Source organism: Candidatus Binatia bacterium, assembly GCA_036563615.1.
In the GTDB taxonomy this organism is placed as follows: Bacteria; Desulfobacterota; Binatia; order UBA12015; family UBA12015; genus DATCMB01.
Map to the genome: position 1 here is coordinate 518,602 of DATCMB010000006.1, position 17,156 is coordinate 535,757.

Consider the following 17,156-nt stretch of genomic DNA (forward strand, 5'->3'; position numbering starts at 1 on the left):
CCGCGCGGCGCGGTTTGGGGCATGGCGGTCGACGAGAGCACCTCTGACGCCGCGCCGGAGAAGGGCGGCGCGGCGCGCGAGCCGGAGCTCACGCCGCGCATGGTGCGGCGCGAGCTGCGCGACCTCGCGCGCACGCACGAGCGCCGCCGTCGGCAGCTGCCGCGCGCGCTCGTGGTCGGCGTCGTCGCGGGTCTCGTCGCGGTGGCGTTCAAGTGGGCGCTCGACGGCGGCGATCTTCTGCACGCGCGGCTCGCCGCCTTCACGCGCGAGGAGCCCTGGCTCGGCCTCGCGCTCTACGTGCTGCTCGGCGCCGTCGGCGGCGGGCTCGCGGTGTGGCTCGTGCAGCGCTTCGCGCCCGACGCGTCGGGCAGCGGCATCCCGCACGTCAAGGCGGTGCTGCACCACCTGCGCGAGCTGCGCTGGGCGAGCATCCTGCCCGTCAAGTTCCTGGGCGGCGTGATCGGCATCGGCGGCGCGGGCATCGCGCTCGGCCGCGAGGGTCCGACGATCCAGATGGGCGCGTCGGTGGGCGGCATGGTGAGCGGCTGGTTCCGCTGCACGCCGCGCGAGCGCCAGACGCTGATCGCGGCGGGCGCGGGCGCGGGGCTGTCGGCGGCGTTCAACGCGCCGCTCGCCGGGCTCGTCTTCGTGCTCGAGGAGCTGCAGCGCGACTTCTCGCCGGCGGTGTTCACCGTCACGCTGATCGCGTCGGTGACTGCAGACGTCGTCGCGCGATACTTGACGAGCGAGCTGCCGGTCTTTCACATCGGCACGAAAGCCGTCGCGCCGCTGACCTCGCTGCCGCTGGCGCTGCTGATCGGTGTGATCGCGGCGCCGGTCGGCATCGCGTTCAACCGCACGCTGGTCGCGACGATGAGCAGGCTCCAGGCGTGGCGCGTGCCCGGCTGGGTGCGCGGCGCCGCCGTCGGCGTCGCGGTCGGCGTCGTCGGCTGGTTCGTGCCGTCGTCGCTCGCCGGCGGTCAGCGTCTCGTCGAGCAGACGCTCGCCGGCGCGCTCTCGGCGCAGATGCTGGTCGGCTTCTTCGCGCTGCGCTTCGCGCTCACCATGGCGAGCTACGGAAGCGGCGCGCCCGGTGGGATCTTCGCGCCGATGCTGGTGCTCGGCGCCACGCTCGGCATGGCGATCGCCGAGGCGGTGGACGAGGTCTTGCCGGAGATCGTGTCGCACCCGGAGACCTTCGCCGTGGTCGGCATGGCGGCGCTGTTCACCGCGATCGTGCGCGCGCCGCTCACCGGCATCGTGCTCATGGTCGAGATGACCGGCGACTACGGGCTCGTCCTGCCGCTGCTGATCGCCGCGCTCGCGGCGGGCGGCATCGCCGACTACCTGGGTGACGCGCCGATCTACGACGTCCTGCTGCGCCGCGACCTGGGACGCTGGCAGACGCGGCAGCTCGACGAGGCGCTGCTGCTCGATCTCGTGGTCTCGCCGGGCGCGCGCTTCGAAGGACGCGCGGTGCGCGAGCTCGGGCTGCCGCCCGGCTGCATCGTCGTGTCGGTGCAGCGCGGGCTCAACGCGCACGTGCCGACCGCGGACTTCCGCCTCGAGGCCGGCGACCGGATCACGGTCGTCGTTGCGGCCGAGGCGGCAGCGGCGGTCGCGACGCTGCGCGAGGGGACCGAGCGTTCTTCGGCGTGAGCGCGCGCGACGCGGCCGCGCAAATTTGCTAGCGCACGGGCGCGCAGACGCACCACAGGACCCAGGAGCGATGATCGATCCCCGTACGGCGCAGGCCGCCGAGCTGATGACGACCTTCGTCGAGCGCACGGGTGTCGCCGAGGGCGACGCCACGCGGCGCTACCTCTGGACCGACGCGTTCGCCGTCACGAACCTCCTCGGCCTCGAGCGCGCGACCGGCGACGCCCGCTGGCGCGAGCTCGCGCTGCGCCTCATCGACCACGTGCACCACGTCCTCGGACGCCACCGCCCGGACGACCGGCGCACGGGCTGGATCAGCGGCCTCTCCGAGGAGGAGGGCGAGCGTCACCCGACCGCGGGCGGGCTGCGCATCGGCAAGCGGCTTCCCGAGCGGCCGCCCGGCACGCCGTACGACGAGCGCGCCGAGTGGGATCGCGACGGGCAGTACTTCCACTACTTGACGAAGTGGATGCACGCGCTCGACCAGACGACGCGCGCCACCGGACAGGTGCTCTTTCACCAGTGGGCGCGCGAGCTCGTGCGCGCCGCGCACCGCGGCTTCGTGGTCGTCGGCTCGTCGGGTCGCAAGCGGATGTGCTGGAAGGCGAGCATCGATCTCTCGCGGCCGCTCGTCGTGTCGATGGGCCAGCACGATCCGCTCGACGGCTGGGTGACCTGCCTGCAGCTCGCGGCGACGCTGCCCGACGCGGGCCCGGCGATCGCCGACGTCACGGCGGACTTCGGCGCGATGGTGCATCCGAACGGGCTCGCGACCAGCGATCCGCTCGGGCTCGGCGGACTCCTGAGCGACGCCTGGCGCCTGCACCAGCTCCTCGCGCAGGGCGCGCCGCCGCGCGCCGCGGAGGTGCGCGACGCGCTGCTCGGCGCCGCGCTCACCGGGCTGAACGTCTACCTCTCGCAGCCCGACCTCCGGCAGCCCGCGTCGCGCCGCCTCGCGTTCCGCGAGCTTGGCCTCGCGATCGGGCTCGCCGCGGTGCCGATGCTCGAGCGCGACGCGGCGTCGCTCGGCGAGCGCGCGCGTGCGGCGCTCGACGGTCTCCTGCGCGCGCTGCCGGTGCGCGACACGATCGAGTCGTTCTGGCTCGCGCCCGAGCACCGCGCGACCGAGATCTGGCGCGAGCACCTCGACATCAACGAGGTCATGCTCGCGACCTGCCTCGCGCCCGAGGGCTTCCTGCTGCTGCGCCCTCTCGCGTCGGGGAGCAGCTAGTGCGGACCGGAGGGAACGCGACCCGCCCGCGCTCTCTCGACGGCGACGTGCAGCCCGTCGTCGTCTTCATCCTGAGCGCCAACCGCTCCGGCTCGACCTGGCTGAACCTGGTGCTCGGCAGCCACTCGTGGGCGGCGAACGTCGGCGAGTTCTACCGTCCGTTCCTCTTCCCCGGCCACGTGATCTGCCGGCTGTGCGAGGCCGAGGAGCTGCCGAGCTGCACCGTTCTCGCCGGTCTCGAGAGCGTTTCGGCGGAGCGCGCGTACCACTTCGCGGCGGAGCGCTTCGGCCGCGGCTGCATCGTCGACGCCTCGAAGCGGCTCGACTGGTGCGCGCGCTTCCTCGCCCGCGACGACCTGTCGGTCCGCCTCGTGCACCTCGTGCGGCATCCTGCGGGCTACGTCGCCTCCGAGCTGATCCGCCGCCCGCACGAGATGCCGTCGTCGCTGTTCGACGAGTGGCGCCGCATCAACGGCGAGATCGAGGAGTTCACCGCGGCGTCCGGAAGGCCGCACATGGTCGTCGCGTACGACGACCTCGCCGACGCTCCGCACGAGGAGATGCCGCGCCTCTGCACGTTCGCCGGCGGCGAGTTCGAGCCCGCCGCGCTCGAGTACTGGCGCTTCCCGCACCACGGGCTCGGCGCGAACGGCGCGGCGTCGCTCTACCTCGCGGGCCGCAAGCGAAGAAACTGGGAGCGCTCGGAGGACGCGTTCTACGAGGCGGCGAAGCAGCGTCCCGTGCGCGCCGATACGCGCTGGGCCGAGCGGCTTCCGGCGGACGAGTGCGAGCGCATGCTCGACCACCCATACGTCGCGCAGCTCCGCGCCCGCATCGGCACCGCACGCGCGTGGGCGCGACCGTCGGATCTCGGTCGGCGCTGAGAGGTCCGCTCGCGCGCGGCGACGCGGGTCGGGTCGAGCACGCCGCGGCACGCGTGGCGCAGGCGTATGCGCAGTGCGCCGTGACGTTCGCCGTCGCGTCGCGTAGCAGGAAGGCGTGCGGCAGGGGAGGAGAGCGCCGGCGCGCGGCGGCAGCCGTGAGCGCGGCTCGGCGACGCGCGGACGCGGTGTCGCGGCCCGCGTGCGCGGCTTTGCGACGCAGGAGCGCGGACTCGCGACGCGCGAGCCCGCGGTGCTCGGCGCGACGCTCAGCGCGCTGGTCGTGGTCGCGTTCGTCGCCTGGTTCGTCACCCAGGAGCGCTGGATCTACTTCTTCGACTGGGCGGGCTACTGGCGGAAGACGATCGACCTCGCGTCGCACCTGCGTCACGACGTGCTCGGCGCGCTCGCGACCGTCCTGCGCACGATCCGCCGCGACGAGTACAGCTTCGCGCCCGTCCTGCCCCTCGCGCCGCCGGCGCTCGTCTTCGGCTCGAGCCGGCTCGCCTACGTGCTGTCGATCGCCGTTCTCTACGGCGTGGTCGCGGCGGCGAGCCTCGCGTGGTTCGCGGACCGAGCGCTGCTGCGGCGGCTCGGCGCGTCGCGCGAGGCGCGGATCGCGTGCGGCGCGACGATCGCGCTGCAACCGCTCCTCTGGGTGCCGACGCTGATGGGGCTGCCCGACGTGATCGGCTGCGTCGTGCTGCCGTGGGCGTGGTGGCTCTTGCGTCCGCCGCCGACGCGGCTCGACCCGCGCCGCATCGCCATCGGCGGGCTGCTGCTCGCGCTGCTGGTCGTGCTGCGTCGCTGGTACGCGTATGCCGCGGTCGGGCTGCTGGTCGCGCTGGCGCTCGAGTCCGCGTTGCTGCTGCGCGAGCGCGAGCGTGCGACGGCCGCGGCGCTGCGCGTCGCGGCGCTCGGTGGAGCCGCGCTCGCGATCTTCCTGCTGCTCACCGGCTCGCGCGGCCTCGCGATGCTGCGCACCGACTACGCGACGCTCTACGCGGCGTACGCGAGCGCGTCGCCGCTGCGCGACGCGGCGCTCGGGCTGTGGCGCGACTTCGGTCCGGTCGTGCTCGCGCTCGCGCTGGGCGGCGCGGTCGCAGGTCTCGTCGCGCCGGCGACGCGCGCGAGGACGCGCGTGCTGCTCGTGCAAGCGCTGGTCGCCGTGCTGCTCTTCACGCGCACGCAGAGCCTCAACCTGCACCACGACCTCTTGCTCGTCGCGCTGCTCGTGCTCGCGGGCGTCGGCGTCGCGCGGGCGCTCGACCTCGTGCCCGCTGCGGGACGCGTGCCGGCGTGCGTCGTGCTCGCTCTCGCGCTGGTCGCGAGCTTCGCGGGCGTGCTCGTGCCGTCGATCCGTCCGGCGCTCGGTCCGCTCGCCGGGGCGCTGCCGGGGATCACCTACGGGCCGCTCGTGCGCGGCGACCTCGACGAGGTCGCGCGTCTCGTGCGAACGCTCGATGACCTGACCCGCGCCGGCAACGACAAGATCTACGTGCTGTCGAGCTCGACGGTGCTGAACGAAGAGGTCGTGGCGAACGCGTACCTGGTCGATCGATCGCTGCCCGCGCTCGACACGCGCGTGCTGCCGACGAGCCACGTCGACCTGCGCGACGGCTTTCCGTTCTCGCTCCTGATGGCGCGCTTCGTGGTCGTCGGCGAGCCGATCGGCCACCACCTCGACCCGCGCCACCAGCAGGTGGTCGGCATCCCCGCGCGCGAGATCCTGCGCGGCTCGACGCTCGGGCGCGCGTACGTCGCGCTGCCGGGCGAGTTCGAGCTCGAGGGCGGTGTCCGCGTGCGCATCTTCGCGCGCACGCGCGACGTGCGTCCGGAGGAGCTCGAGCCCGTGCTCGCCGAGCTGCGCGCGCAGTACCCTGGTCGTCCCGGGTTCACGCGCCGCTGATTCTGTCCTCACGTGCTCGTCACGCTCGTCGAAACGCGACAGGCGCGTCGAGCAACGACCGCGCGCGACGCACTGGCGCGGCGCTTGCTCCCTTCGCCCGCCGTTCCCATGTCCGTCACGATTTCACACCACCGACCCGTCCAGCGCGCTCGGCGCGCCGACGTGGGCGCGCTCGAGCGCGTACACCGGTTGCGCGACGGGACGCTGTTCCGGCTGCGTCCGCTCGGACCCGCGGACGCCGAGGAGCTGCGCGCGGGCTTCGCGCGGCTCTCGCCGGCGTCGCGCTACCGGCGCTTCTTCACGCCGATCCAGCGCCTGCCCGAGTCGATGCTGCGACGCTTGACGGCGACGGACGGCTGGAACCACGTCGCGCTGGTCGCGGAGACCATCCCGGTCTACGACGAGCCGCCCGAGCCGCTCGGCGTCGGACGCTTCATCCGCCTCGCCAACCGGCCGAACGTCGCCGAGGTCGCGCTCGAGGTGATCGACGAGAAGCAGGGCCGCGGTCTCGGCAGCGTGCTGCTCGAGGCGCTCGCCGAGCTCGCCCGCGCCGAGGGCGTGACGATCTTCGTCGCGACGGTGCTCGCCGAGAACGAGCCGATGCACCGCCTCGTGCGCTCGTTCGGACCCGTGGTGAGCGTGACCCGCGACGGCGGCACCTACGAGTACGAGGTGCGGATCGGCCGGCGCACGTCGCGCGCCGCGTAACCCTTACAGGGCTCGTTCCAAGGACGGGCGCCCGAGAGCGTCGCTCGACCTGCGTGGGCGACGCGAACGCGGGCTTTTGCGCGCTTTCGGCGGTGGCACCGCCCTTGCGCTTGACCTCCGCTCCCGGCCACCGACGGCCGGCTCAAGGAGGTTCGAATGGGATCCGGCACCACCGACAAGGTCAAGGGCCGTGTGAAGGAAGCCGCTGGCGCGCTGACCGACGACGACGAGCTCCGCGAGGAGGGCAAGATCGATCAGGCCGCCGGCAAGGTCAAAGACGCAGCCGAGAAGGCGATCGACAAGGTGAAGCGCGCGGTCGGCGGCGGGAAGTGACGCCGCGGCGCTCGTCCCGGTAGCGCCTTTCGACGATTGCGCTTGCCGGCGAGGACTCCGGGCGCGGGAAGCGGTGCTCGGTCGCCGCTCCCGCGCCTCGGCGGTGCGCTCACGACGCTCGCTCGCCGTCGCGGTGTGCTCGACGAGGCCGCGCGTGGTCCATCCCGCTTCTGTCGCGCTCGCACGCCCCGGCGCCGGTGCTCTCAGACTCTGCCGCCGACGCGAACCTACCTTCTTTCGCTCTCCGCACGGTGGTACGACGGCCGCGCCCACGTCGCTCGGGGTCTGACGCGCGTGGGCTCCCGGTACGCCGTCGTCGGACCCGGAAGGAGAAGGACCATGAGGCAGCTCGTCGTCTCCCTCTTCGTCGGCGCCACCGTCCTCGCCGCCGGCCCTGCGCTCGGTGCCCCGCTCGTCTTCCGCGCGCACCTCTCCGGGGATCAAGAGGTGCCGCCGGTCGACACGACGACGAACGGAACGATCTTCGTCAACTTCGATCGCGACCTGAGCAAGGCGCGCTTCGACCTGCGCGTGCGCAGCGGACAGGGCATCACCATGGCGCACTTCCACTGCGCCAAGGCGGGGATCAACGGGCCGATCACGGTGTTCCTCTTCGGTCCGGTCAATCCCGGGATCGACGTCAACGGTCAGCTCTCGACCGGCACCATCACCAACGACGACATCATCCCGATCGACGACGAGGAGGTCTGCGGCAGCCCGATCAACAACGTCGCGTCGCTGTACCAGGCGATCCTCGAGGGTCGGGTCTACGCCAACGTGCACTCCGAGGATCATCCCGCCGGCGTCATCCGCAGCCAGCTCTTTCCTTGACGTATCTCGACGCGCGCCGCGTGCGACGGGACGGCTAGCCCTCGTCGACGCGGTACGCGGGCGGCACCTGCTCGAGCGAGGTGACCGCGACGCGCAGGTCGCGGATCAGGCCGTCGTCGATGCGGTAGATCCAGCCGCGCACGGTGAGCGGCTGACCGCGCCGCCACGCGTCCTGCACGATCGTCGTGTGCGCGACGCTCGCCACCTGCTCGGCGACGTTGAGCTCGCACAGGCGGTCGAAGCGCTCGGCCTCCGACAGCGTCGCGAGCTCGTCGCGGTGGCGGTACGCGACGTCCTTGATCGGCCGGATCCAGTTGTCGATCAGGCCGTGCGGACCGTTGTCGAGCGCGGCGCGCACGCCGCCGCAGCCGTAGTGCCCGCACACGATCACGTGCCGCACGCGCAGCACCTCGATCGCGAACTGCAGCACCGAGAGACAGTTCAGGTCGGACGGCAGCACGAGGTTCGCGACGTTGCGGTGCACGAACATCTCGCCGGGTAGCAGCCCGACGATCTCGTTCGCCGGCACGCGGCTGTCCGCGCAGCCGATCCACAGGAACTCGGGCGCCTGCTGGCGGGCGAGCGTCGCAAAGAAGCCGGGACGCGTACGCTCCATCGCCTCCGCCCAGGCGCGGTTGTTGTCGAGCAGATGCTTTAGGGTGTCCATGGCCGCGTCTCCGCGTCTTCAGCGTCTTCGCTGCGGCTCGAGGCCGCGTCCGAGGTCGTCGAGGTGCGACCTCGGGTGACGCCGATCGGTGCCGAGGTCTTTGGCACATCGCACGAACCGAAGCACCGGACCCCGTCGGGCTTGTGACGCCCCCGCGATCGGAGGAAAAGGCGCTCTGTCCGCAGACCGGCTCCAGCCGGAGAGGAGGGCGCTTATGAGCATCCTGAAGGAGTTTCGGGAGTTCGCCGTCAAGGGCAACGCGATCGATCTCGCGGTCGGCGTCGTGATCGGTGGGGCCTTCGGCAAGGTCGTGAGCTCGCTGGTGAACGACGTGATCATGCCACCGATCGGGCTGCTCGTCGGCGGCGTCGATTTCTCCGACCTCGCGCTCACGCTGCGCGCCCCGACCGACGCGCAGCCCGAGGGCGTCGTGCTGCGCTACGGCGCGTTCATCAACACGATCATCGACTTCGTCATCATCGCGGCCGCGATCTTCGCCATGGTGAAGCTGCTCAACGCGCTACGCCGCGAGAAGGAGGTCGAGGAGGCCGCGCCGCCGCCCCCGACGCAGGAGGTCGTGCTGCTCACCGAGATCCGCGACGCGCTGGTTCGCCAGCCTCGGTAAACTTTTCCGTTCCGCAACCGTCCGTCCTGCCCGCATGCCAAAACGCAGCTCGTTCCTCATCGTCGTTCTCTGCACCCTGGTGCTCACGGCAGGACGGACGGGCGGCGCGGCCGCGCCCGCGTCGCCCGCGTCCGCGCCGTCGGCGACGCCCGCCGTCGCGCCGGGGCTGGTCGAGTTCTCGCCGCGCGGCACCGTCAAGCAAGTCCGCCAGGCGGTCGCGCGCTTCGCGACGCCGATGGTCGCCTACGGCGACCCGCGCGCCGTGGACCCGCTCGTCGCCGACTGCCCGGTCGCCGGCACGGGGCGCTGGCTCGACGCCCGCACCTGGGTCTACGACTTCGTCCGCACGCTGCCCGGCGGCGTGCGCTGCACGTTCCGCGCGCGTCCGGACCTGAAGGATCTCGCCGGCGCGGCGCTGCGGCCGATCGAGGATCTCGGGTTCGATACCGGCGGACCGGCGATCGTCTCGTCGATCCCGTCCGCCGACGAGACGATCGACGCCGAGCAGGCCTTCGTCCTGCGGCTCGACGCCGAGCCTGCCGCGGAGTCGGTCGAGCGCCACGCGTACTTCGCCGTCGACGGCGTCGCGGAGCGCGTCGGCGTGCGGATCGTCGACGGCGCCGAGCGCGCGCAGCTCCTCGAGCGCTTCGGCAGCGGCGAGAAGGATGCGGTCGAGCTCGTGCTCGCCGCGCGCCGACGCTTCCCCGACGGCGCGGGCGTGCGGCTCGTGTGGGGCGCGGGCGTCGCAACCGCCTCCGGTGTGGCGACGACCGAGGATCAGACGCTCGACTTCACCGTGCGTCCGACGTTCACCGCCGAGCTGCGCTGCCAGCGCGAGACCGCGCGCACCGACTGCATCCCGTTGACGCCGATCGTCGTTCGCTTCAGCGCGCCCGTGCCGTGGTCGGAGGCGAGCCGCATCACGCTGACCGCGCCGGACGGCAAGGCGTACGCCGCCGTGCCGCCCGACAGCCCCGACCTCGCGGTGTCGCAGGTCGTGTTCCGCGGTCCGTTCCCGCCGTCGACGACGCTGCGCCTCGAGGTGCCGACGGACCTGAAGGACGACGCCGGGCGCACGCTCGCCAACGCGGCCCAGATGCAGTCGTTGCAAGTCGCGCTCGGCGCCGATCCGCCGCTCGCCAAGTTCGCGTCGCGCTTCGCGATCGTCGAGCTCGAGGCCGACCCGGCGCTGCCGGTGACGATCCGCAACCTCGGCGCCCGCGTGACGACGCGCGAGCTGCGCATTCCGCCGGATACGAGCGCGGCGACCGGCGCGAGCGCCGACGTCAAGCAACCGTCGGCCACGGTGAGCGGCGAGGTGCTGCGGGTCGACGCGAGGCGCGCGAGCGAGATCCTCGCCTGGCTGCGCAAGGTCGGCTCCGCGCGGCGCGACCGCTCGGTGTTCCGCGACGCGAAGCTGCCCGCGGGCGAGCACGTGCAGTCGCTGAGCCTGCCGGAGCTCTCGGGCGAGGAGCTGCAGGTGGTCGGCATCCCGCTGCCAAAGCCCGGTCTCTACGTCGTCGAGATCGAGAGCCTGCGGCTCGGCGAGGCGCTGCTCGAGAAGCCGAAGCTGCTCTACGTCCCCGCCGCCGCGCTGGTCACCGACATGGCGGTGCACTTCGAGTGGAGCGCGAGCGGCTCGGTGGTCTGGGTGACGCGTCTCTCCGACGCGCGTCCGGTCGAAGGCGCCAAGGTCGCCGTCCACGACTGCGCCGGACGCGTGCTCGCCGAGGCCGAGACCGACGCGCAGGGCATCGCGCGCATCGCCGACCTGCCCGATCGCGACGACGCGCCGCTCTGCCGCTCGAGCAACGACGAGTACGACGAGCACCACGACTACCGCGCGTCGCGCGCGCTCTCGGATCTCGACGGCGGGCTCTTCGTCACCGCGCGCCACGGCGACGATCTCAGCTTCGTGCACTCGAGCTGGGACTTCGGCATCGAGCCCTACCGCTTCGACCTGCCGCAGGAGCCGTGGAACGGGCCGTACGTCGCGCACACGATCTTCGATCGCCCGCTGCTGCGCGCCGGCGAGACCGTGCACATGAAGCACGTCTACCGCGAGCAGACGCTGCAGGGCTTCGCGGTCGTGGATCCCGCGAGGGCGCCGACGAAGCTCTCGATCCGCCACCTCGGCAGCGACACCCGCTACGACCTGCCGCTCGAGTGGCGCAGCGACGGCAGCGCGGTCACCGATTGGCCGATCCCGAAGGAGGCGAAGCTCGGGCTCTACGAGGTGTACTACGTGCGCGAGGGCGCGCCGGCGGACGCGCCGACGCCGACGCCGCCCGCGCCGTACGTGCGTCTCGCCGCGCCCGAGCCGACCTGGGACCGCGAGTGGCTCGCCGGCACGTTCCGCGTCGCCGAGTTCCGCGTGCCGCTCGCGCGCGGCACCGTCAAGCTCCCGGCGGAGCCGCTGGTCGCGCCGTCCGCCGTGCAGGCCGACCTCGCCGTGCAGTACCTCGCGGGCGGCGGCGCGGGCGACCTGCCGGTCGTGCTGCGCGCGCAGCTCGAGCCCTACGACGTCCGCGTCAAGGACCTGCCCGACGCATCGTTCGCCAACGGTCCGGTGAAGGTCGGGATCCGCCGCGACGGCGACGACGGACCGGATGACGACGAGCGCGCCGAGGGCAAGGTGCTCTCGCGTCAGGAGCTGCGGCTCGACGCGGCGGGCACCGCGCGCGCGACGATCGGCGATCTGCCGGCGGTGCAGCGCCCCGAGCGGCTGCGCGCCGAGCTCGAGTTCCGCGATCCGAACGGCGAGGTGCAGACGGCGGTCGCGAGCGTGCCGCTGTGGCCGTCGGGCGTGGTCGCGGGCGTCGAGGTGAAGGTGCGCGAGGCGCACGCGCCGCGTCTCGCCACGCGCGCGGTCGTGCTCGACGATCGCCTGCAGCCCGCGCCGCGCGTGCGCGTGCAGATCGACGCGTTCGAGCGCCGTAACTACAGCGTGCGCAAGCGGCTCGTCGGCGGCTTCTACGCCTACGACTACGTCGAGGACACGCGTCCGCTCGGCACGCTGTGCCGCGGCCGCACGCGCGCCGACGGCACGCTGCGCTGCGAGCGCCTCGCGAAGGTCTCGGGCAACGTCGTCGTGCAGGTCACCGCCTGGGACGAGAGCGGGCGCGCGAGCGTCGCGCACCAGGACGTGTGGGTCGCGGGCGAGGACGACTTCTGGTTCCGCGTCGGCAGCAGCGACCGCATGGACGTCCTGCCGGACCGCAAGCGCTACGAGCCCGGCGACGTCGCCCGGTTGCAGGTGCGCATGCCGTTCCGTCAGGCGACGGCGCTCGTCACCACGGCACGCGAAGGCGTGCTCGACGCGCGCGTCGTCGAGCTCTCGGGCAAGGATCCGACGATCGAGGTCCCGGTCACGGACGCGTTCTCGCCGAACATGTTCGTCTCCGTGCTCGCCGTGCGCGGCCGCGTCGGCGACGTGCAACCGACGGCGCGCGTCGACCTCGGCAAGCCGTCGTTCAAGCTCGGCATCGCCGAGCTGGTGGTCGGCTGGAAGCCGCACGAGCTCGACGTCGACGTCACCACCGACCGCGAGGTCTACCGCGTGCGCGAGACGGCGAAGGCGCGGATCTCGGTGCGCGCCGCGACGGGCGAGGCTCTGCCGCCCGGCGCCACGGTCGCGCTCGCGGCGGTCGACGAGGGGCTGCTTGAGCTCGCGCCCAACGAGAGCTGGCATCTCCTGCGCGCGATGATGGGCCGCCGCGGCTTCGGCGTGTGGACCTCGACCGGGCAGATGGAGGTCGTCGGCAAGCGCCACTACGGCCGCAAGGCGCGTCCGCAGGGCGGCGGCGGCGGACGCTCGAGCACGCGCGAGCTGTTCGACACGCTGCTCCTGTGGCGCGCGGACGTCCCGCTGGATGCGAGCGGCGCGGCCGAGGTCGAGATTCCGCTCAACGACTCGCTGACGAGCTTCCGCATCGTCGCGGTGGCGACCGCGGGCACGGGTCTCTTCGGCGACGGCGGCACGACGATCCGCACGACGCAGGATCTGCTGCTGCTCTCCGGGCTGCCGCCGGTCGTGCGCTCGGGCGATCGCTTCCGCGCCGAGCTCACCGTGCGCAACACGACCGAGCGCACGCTCGACGTCGCGCTGCGCGCGAAGGTCGAGGGGCTGGCGGACGAGCTCGCCGGGCAGACGCTCGCGCTCGCGCCCGGCGAGGCGAAGATCGCGAGCTGGGAGGTGACGGTCCCCGACGGCGTCACGCAGCTCGTCTACGACTTCGCGGCGCAGGCCGGCGCGGGCGAGGGCGCGGACGCTGGAGCTGCAGCAGGAGCCGGAGAAGCGGCCGACTCGCTGCGCGTCGTGCAGCTTGTGGTACCCGCGGTGCCGGTGCGGGTCGTGCAGGGTACGCTCGTGCAGCTCGCCGCGGGCGCGCCCTTCCGCGAGCCCGTCGCGGCGCCCGCGGGCGCGCTGCCGGGGCAGGGTGGCATCAATCTCAAATTCACCCCGAGCCTGCTCTCCGGTCTCGACGGTCCGCGCGCCTACATGGAGCGCTATCCGTACACGTGCCTCGAGCAGCGCGTGTCGCGCGCCGTCGTGCTCGACGACTCGGCGTTGTGGTCGCAGGTGGTGGCGGCGCTGCCGGCGCACTTCGACGACGACGGCTTCCTGACCTTCTTCCCCGGCATGCGGGACGGGAGCGAGCTGCTCACGGCCTACGTGCTGCTGATCTCGCGCACGGCCGGCTACGCGCTGCCCGACGACGTCGTGGAGAAGATGGAGCGCGCGCTGCGCGGCTTCGTCGACGGCACCGTGTCGCCGGGCGACGGCGTGCAGCGCGGCGCCGTCGACCTGCCGCTGCGCAAGCTCGCCGTGCTCGCGGCGCTGGCCACGGACGGCGACCTCGACCCGACGCTGCTCGACGGCATCCCGATCGAGCCGAACCTGTGGCCCGCGTCGACGCTGCTCGACTGGTGGACGATCCTCGCGCGCACGCCGTCGATCGAGCGTCGCGACGCGCGCCTCGCCGAAGCGCAGCAGGCGCTGCGCGCGCGTCTCGAGCTCGGCGGCACGACGCTCGGCTTCCGCGACGACGGCGCCAACGCCTCGTGGTCGATCTTCTCCGGCGGCGACGTGGACGCGCTGCGCCTCGTGCTGCTGGCGCTCGACGCGCCGAGCTGGCGTGGCGACGTGCCGCGGCTGATGCGCGGCGCGCTCGCGCGTCAGGAGCGCGGGCGCTGGGACACGACCATCGCCAACGCCTGGGGGGCCCTCGCGACGCGTGCGTTCGCGCGCTCCTTCGAGAGCGAGCCGGTGACGGGCGAGGCGGTCGCCGCGCTCGCGGGCGCGAGCGGGCGCGTCGACTGGGGTCGCGAGCCCGAGGGCGGCAGCGTCGCCCTGCCGTGGCCCAAAGGCCAGGCGGATCTCACGATCGAGCAGCGCGGCGGCGGCAAGCCGTGGGCGAGCGTGCTCGCGAGCGCCGCGGTACCGCTCGAGAAGCCGCTCGAGGCCGGCTACCGCATCGTCAAGCACATCGCGCCGCTCGAGCCGCGGCCCGACGGCACGGTGCGCGCGGGCGACGTGCTGCTCGTCCGCCTCGAGATCGACGCGCAGGCCGAGCGTCCGTGGGTCGTGGTCGACGACCCGGTGCCCGCGGGCAGCTCGCACCTGCGCAAGGCGCCGCCCGCCGCCGCTGCTCCGGGCGCGACGCCGGACGCGTCGTCGGCGGACGCGTCGCTCTCGCCGACCTTCGTCGAGCGCTCGTTCCAGTCGTGGAAGGGCTACTTCGAGTGGCTGCCGGCCGGGAAGACCGTGCTGACGTACGCGATCCGCGTCAATCAGCCGGGGCGCTTCCTGCTGCCGCCGACGCGTGTCGAGGCGCTGTACGCGCCCGAGTCCTTCGGCGAGACGCCGAACGCGCCGCTCGAGGTCGCGCCGTGAGATGGGGCTTCCTGCGCGCGCGGCGCGGCGTGCGCGTCGGCGTCGCCTGCGCGGCGCTCGCGTTCATCGGCACGTGGGCGGCGTTCACGTGCGGACGTCCGGATCCGGCGACGGTGCCGAGCTACGACGAGGTGCGTGGCGCGCACCGGCCGTCCGACGTGCAGCTGCTCGACCGTCACGGCGCCGTCGTGCACGAGCTGCGCACCGACCCGCACCGCCGCGCGCTCGCCTGGGTCCCGCTCGACGAGGTGTCGCCGCTTCTGCGCGACGCGATCGTCGCAGCCGAGGATCGGCGCTTCGAGCGTCACGGCGGCGTCGACGCGCTCGCGGTGCTGGGCGCGCTGCGCGACCGGCTGCTCGGACGCGCGCCGCGCGGCGCGAGCACGATCACGATGCAGCTCGCGAAGCTGCTCGACGCGCGCGCCGGAATCCCGCACCGCCGCTCGCTCGCCGGCAAGCTGCGCCAGATGCGTCGCGCGTGGGCGCTCGAGGAGCGCTGGAGCAAGGAGCAGATCCTCGAGGCCTACCTCAACCTGGTGACGTTCCGTGGCGAGGTGCAGGGCGTCGGCGCCGCTTCTGCCGTGCTGCTCGGCAAGCGGCCGCACGGGATCTCGCAGGCCGAAGCGCTCGTGCTCGCGGTGCTGCCGCGCGCGCCGAACGCAGCGGGCGAGCGCGTCGTCGCGCGCGCGACCCTGCTCGCGCGTCGCCTCGGCGCGGGCGTCGACGAGACGTCGCTCGCGCAGGTCGCGCGCACGGCGCTCGATCCCGACCGCGCGGCGGGCGTGCGGGTCGCGCTCGCGCCGCATCTCGCAACGCGGCTCTTGCGCGGCAACGACGGGTCACGCAACGCGCCCGTGCGCACGACGCTCGACCGCGAGCTGCAGCGTGCGGCCGCTCGCGCGCTCGAGGAGCACCTGCGCGAGCTCGCCGGCCGCAACGTGCGCGACGGCGCGGTGCTGGTGGTCGACAACCAGAGCGGCGAGGTGCTGGCGTACGTCGGCGGCCGCGGCGCGAACGCCAGCGCGCCGCACGTCGACGCGGTGCGCGCGCGTCGCCAGGCGGGCTCGACGCTCAAGCCCTTCCTCTACGCGACCGCGCTCGAGCTGCGTCTCCTCACCGCCGCATCGCTGCTCGACGACGCGCCGCTCGCACTGCCGGTCGCGGGCGGTCTCTACCAGCCGCGCAACTACGACGAGGCGTTCCGCGGGCTCGTGAGCCTGCGCAGCGCGCTCGCCTCGTCGCTCAACGTGCCGGCGGTGCGCGCGCTGCAGCTCGTCTCGGCCGACGCTCTGCTCGCGCGCCTGCGCGCGCTCGGCTTCTCGGGTCTGCGGCACGACGGCGAGTTCTACGGTCCGTCGCTGGCGCTCGGCTCCGCCGAGGTCAGCCTCGAGGAGCTCGTCAACGCGTACCGCGCGCTCGCGAACGGCGGCGTCGCGTCGCCGCTGCGCTTCGTCGCCGACGGTGACCTCCGTCAAGCTACGAACGAGAGCGCAGCGGAAGCGTCGCGCGTCTTCGGCGCGGAAGCGACGTTCGTGGTCGCCGACGTGCTCGCCGACCGCGACGGACGCAGCGCGACCTTCGGCCTCGAGAGCGCGCTCGCGACGCGGCGCTGGAGCGCGGTCAAGACCGGCACCAGCAAGGAGATGCGCGACAACTGGTGCATCGGCTTCTCGCGCCGCTTCACCGTCGGCGTGTGGGTCGGCAACGCGTCCGGCGAGCCGATGCACGACGTGAGCGGTCTCTCGGGTGCGGCGCCGGTGTGGCGCGAGCTCATGGAGCTGCTCGCCGAGCGCGAGGCGGACGCCGGTCCGCCCGCGCCGCCGGACGGCGTGCAGCGCGCGCGCGTCGACTTCCCGGGTGGCGTCGAGCCGTCGCGCGACGAGTGGTTCCTGCGCGGGACGGAGCCCGGTGCCGGCGGTCACGCGCGCGCGGCGAGGCGGCCGCGCATCGTGTCGCCGCAGCCGGGGACGGTGATCGCGCTCGACCCGGACATTCCCGAACATCTGCAGCGCCTCGCGTTCGAGGCGGACGGCGTGCGCGCCCGTGCGGGTGCCGCGGAAGGTGCGGACGGCGCGGCCGAACATGCGCTCGGCCCGCGCTGGCGGCTCGACGGACGCGAGCTGCCGTGGCGCGCTGCGTCGCTACTTTGGCAGCCGATCCCCGGCCGGCACCGCCTCGAGCTCCTCGATCCCGACGGCCGCACGCTCGACGCGGTCGAGTTCGAGGTGCGCGGCGGGCGTGCGGTGGCGCGTGACGCCACCGCGGAACACGCGGCCCCGGTGGCATCTCCGATCGACAGCGTGTTCGACCGCTCTTGATCGAAGCTGGCGTCGGGCGTATCCGGGTCCGAGCTCCGACGCACGCCCCGGCAGGATCGCGGTACGGCAAGCGACGGAGACAAACCGCGATTGAGGAG

Annotated in this window: 11 protein-coding genes; 10 read left to right on the forward strand and 1 reads right to left on the reverse strand. The window is 73.4% G+C overall.

Annotation, left to right across the window (positions count from 1 at the left end):
- Window positions 1–21: 21 nt before the first annotated feature.
- The 7 genes from clcA to VIS07_05190 all read left to right on the forward strand — a co-directional run bounded on the left by clcA (window position 22) and on the right by VIS07_05190 (window position 7,552).
- Window positions 22–1,659 carry a H(+)/Cl(-) exchange transporter ClcA gene (gene clcA / locus VIS07_05160; GenBank protein ID HEY8514885.1) on the forward strand — a complete coding sequence of 546 codons (1,638 nt, stop codon included), beginning with the start codon at window positions 22–24 and terminating at the stop codon, window positions 1,657–1,659.
- Window positions 1,660–1,729: 70 nt separating this feature from the next.
- Window positions 1,730–2,890: a hypothetical protein gene (locus VIS07_05165; protein ID HEY8514886.1), complete on the forward strand. Its 1,161-nt coding sequence runs from the start codon at window positions 1,730–1,732 to the stop codon at window positions 2,888–2,890.
- Between the two features lie 47 nt (window positions 2,891–2,937).
- Window positions 2,938–3,774: a hypothetical protein gene (locus VIS07_05170; GenBank protein HEY8514887.1), complete on the forward strand. Its 837-nt coding sequence runs from the start codon at window positions 2,938–2,940 to the stop codon at window positions 3,772–3,774.
- Between the two features lie 199 nt (window positions 3,775–3,973).
- A complete protein-coding gene (locus VIS07_05175) occupies window positions 3,974–5,680 on the forward strand; it encodes a hypothetical protein (GenBank protein ID HEY8514888.1) in 1,707 nt (568 codons plus the stop codon).
- Window positions 5,681–5,842: 162 nt separating this feature from the next.
- Window positions 5,843–6,388, forward strand: coding sequence for a GNAT family N-acetyltransferase (locus VIS07_05180; GenBank protein HEY8514889.1), 546 nt, complete (start codon window positions 5,843–5,845; stop codon window positions 6,386–6,388).
- A 156-nt stretch (window positions 6,389–6,544) separates the two neighbouring features.
- Entirely contained in the window at window positions 6,545–6,721 is a 177-nt protein-coding gene (locus VIS07_05185) for a CsbD family protein (GenBank protein ID HEY8514890.1), read from the forward strand.
- A 339-nt stretch (window positions 6,722–7,060) separates the two neighbouring features.
- Window positions 7,061–7,552 carry a CHRD domain-containing protein gene (locus VIS07_05190; protein ID HEY8514891.1) on the forward strand — a complete coding sequence of 164 codons (492 nt, stop codon included), beginning with the start codon at window positions 7,061–7,063 and terminating at the stop codon, window positions 7,550–7,552.
- A gap of 34 nt (window positions 7,553–7,586) precedes the next feature.
- Here the strand turns inward: VIS07_05190 and can are convergent, their stop codons facing one another.
- The gene (can, locus tag VIS07_05195) at window positions 7,587–8,219 is read right to left on the reverse strand and encodes a carbonate dehydratase (protein HEY8514892.1); all 633 of its coding nucleotides are present in this window, start codon (window positions 8,217–8,219) and stop codon (window positions 7,587–7,589) included.
- 214 nt (window positions 8,220–8,433) lie between these two features.
- On the opposite strand from can, the gene mscL reads away from it, so the two are divergent.
- From mscL to pbpC, 3 genes are read left to right on the forward strand one after another with little or no spacing between them, the layout of a single operon-like run.
- On the forward strand, window positions 8,434–8,844 hold the full coding sequence (gene mscL / locus VIS07_05200; GenBank protein HEY8514893.1) for a large-conductance mechanosensitive channel protein MscL: 411 nt from the start codon (window positions 8,434–8,436) through the stop codon (window positions 8,842–8,844).
- 34 nt (window positions 8,845–8,878) lie between these two features.
- Window positions 8,879–14,740, forward strand: a complete 5,862-nt coding sequence (locus VIS07_05205) for an MG2 domain-containing protein (protein ID HEY8514894.1) — start codon at window positions 8,879–8,881, stop codon at window positions 14,738–14,740.
- A complete protein-coding gene (gene pbpC / locus VIS07_05210) occupies window positions 14,737–17,058 on the forward strand; it encodes a penicillin-binding protein 1C (protein ID HEY8514895.1) in 2,322 nt (773 codons plus the stop codon). Before VIS07_05205 ends, pbpC begins: the two co-directional genes overlap by 4 nt.
- Window positions 17,059–17,156 lie beyond the last annotated feature (98 nt).